Here is a 2,614-nt window from a genome sequence, read left to right as displayed (position 1 = left end):
AGCGTTATTTGCATAAAATAGTAATTAAAATTAAGCCCCAAGCAAGCACACATGATAAGCACAAGTTACCCACAAAACCCTGTTGACAACTCCGTTTTTGAACTTTAAAACTAAACACTTTTATCCTGATGTGATAAGTTGCGGTCACTTTTTTTAACTCATGTATTTAGGCAGTATCCATGACAGACATAATAAACAGTATAAGTGCCCTTCTCTGGGGCCAAGTTCTCGTCTACTTATTAATAGCAGCAGGCCTCTTTTTTACTTTTCGACTAGGCTTTATTCAGTTTGTGCAATTTCCACATATGTTCAAAGTTATGTTTGGCTCTCGTAAATGTGCCGATAACGAAATTTCATCCTTTCAGGCTTTTTGTACTTCGTTAGCTGCACGCGTTGGTACAGGTAATATGGCTGGTGTTGCTGTTGCCTTATACCTAGGTGGGCCAGGTGCTATTTTTTGGATGTGGCTTATTGCATTAATAGGTATGGCTACAAGCTTTGCTGAAAGTACTTTGGCTCAGGCTTATAAAACAAAAGATGCTGATGGCAATTTTAGAGGTGGCCCTGCTTATTATATGCAAAACGGTTTAGGTAAACGCTGGATGGGGACTTTATTCTCGTTATGCTTAATTTTAGCCTTTGGTTTGGTATTTAACGCCGTACAGTCAAACTCTATTGCTGCAGCATTTGAAGTAGCGTTTGATGTACCTAAGTATATAGTAGGCATTTGCTTGGTTATTGGCTCTGGTATTATTATTTTTGGTGGTTTGAAAACGATTTCTCGTTTTGCTGAAATGGTTGTCCCATTTATGGCATTAGCTTACTTGTTAGTGGCTCTTTATGTATGCGCTATTAACTTTACTGCATTACCTGATGTAATTGTACTTATAATAAAAAGTGCTTTTGGTATTGAACAAGCTGGTGCAGGTGCAATTGGTTATGGTGTTACACAAGCTATGATCCAAGGTATAAAGCGTGGCTTATTCTCAAACGAAGCTGGTATGGGTAGTGCAGCTAATGCCGCAGCTACTGCGACACCTTACCCTCCTCATCCAGCATCACAAGGTTATGTGCAAATGCTAGGTGTATTTATTGATACTATTGTTATTTGTACAGCGACTGCTTCTCTTATTTTACTATCGCAGCAATTAGTACCTGAATCTGGTGTTATGGGGATTGAACTTACACAAGCAGCATTACAAGAACATGTCGGCGACTGGGGTACTTACTTTATTGCCATTGCTATATTGTTTTTTGCTTTTACTTCTATTGTGGCTAATTACTCTTACGCTGAAACAAATTTAATGTTTTTAGAGCACAACTCTAATAAAGGTATGTTTATCTTTAGACTTGTTGTTTTAGGTATGGTGATGTTTGGTGCTGTTGGTGAGCTTGGTTTAATTTGGACGCTGGCAGATATATCAATGGGTTTAATGGCCATTGTAAACGTTATAGCGCTATTTATGCTTTCAGGTGTTGTTGTATGGCTCTCTAAAGATTACAACGAACAACGCAAAAAGGGCTTAATACCCACCTTTGACAAAAGTAAGCATCCTAAACTTGCTAAAGAGGTCGATCCCGAGGCCTGGAAATAAACAATAAACAGCGAGCTACGGCTCGCTTTTTTAGTTCTAAAAATAAAAAGCCCTGACACATAGCACTCGATCATTTATAAGTAAAAGCTGTTACGGACGATAAGAACTGTATAGACATTATCTGATTATCAGCCTAGATAAGACAACCTACAAAAACAGATGTTTAATGCCCATAGCTCTGCATTATTTATAAGCACTTTATTGTTTACCTATTTGAAGTTCTCACCATAACTCTAGACTTACTCTTACCCGTGATTTTTAACTTCCAATGAGCATATGTTACCAACCAATTCGACAACTATACCAACCTGCATAAATCTCTGAGCAATTTAACGAATTAAATTGCACTATAACGTCGTTAAAAATTTTTATTTAGAACACTAGATACAAAAATTTTTGCCTAGATCTAGCGTAATTCCCTTAACCTTAAATAGACCCCATATATAAGCAGATTGGTATTACTTTATGCTACCAGCACATAGGTGTTTGAACTTTGCTTTCAAGGTTATTTGCTCTCGAGGTGTAGATTGCTTTACTGTTTTGAATTTTTTAAAGCTAATGGCCTACTTTGCTGGTTGGTATCATAAGTCTATGACGCTTAGTTCAGTTCAAAGTGTATTCATTAGCATTAAGTACTGTGTGTCGCTAAAGATTGCATGGCTGGTTTATTTGAGGCGCTATAGGATTGGGTTTGGAAATATTACATTATGCTTACTCATATATATCTTTAATACGATAGATATACAAACTCTTAATGAACTATCACACAACGCTATTATTGGGTAGACCATGCATAAAATAGTGCATATCAAGATAATCAAGATAATCAAGATAATATAAATCATAGAAAACATAAAAATGATAAATCAGGATTTTTACCGGATATTTTATAGATATTAGAAGATTTATTAGATTTATTAAGCAGAGCGCTTAATAAAGAGATGGTGCCCGAGGCCGGACTTGAACCGGCACGACTTGTTAGTCGAGGGATTTTAAATCCCTTGTGTCTACCAATTCCA

At 36.7% G+C, this 2,614-nt stretch carries 1 protein-coding gene; it reads left to right on the top strand.

The genetic code is table 11. The features are described 5' to 3' along the window. Positions 1-179: 179 nt before the first annotated feature. Positions 180-1,595 (top strand): alanine/glycine:cation symporter family protein, encoded by a 1,416-nt coding sequence (locus AAEY68_RS20555; RefSeq protein ID WP_010555303.1) that lies wholly within the window; start codon positions 180-182, stop codon positions 1,593-1,595. Positions 1,596-2,614: the final 1,019 nt, after the last annotated feature.

This window comes from Pseudoalteromonas sp. RB2-MNA-CIBAN-0110 (assembly GCF_040309305.1).
Classification (GTDB): Bacteria; Pseudomonadota; Gammaproteobacteria; order Enterobacterales; family Alteromonadaceae; genus Pseudoalteromonas; species Pseudoalteromonas arctica.
This window is presented reverse-complemented; position numbering and strand designations above follow the sequence as displayed.

Coding starts and splice junctions, on each gene's coding strand:
- AAEY68_RS20555 (WP_010555303.1), top strand. CDS start 180: ATGACAGACATAATAAACAGTATAAGTGCCCTTCTCTGGGGCCAAGTT.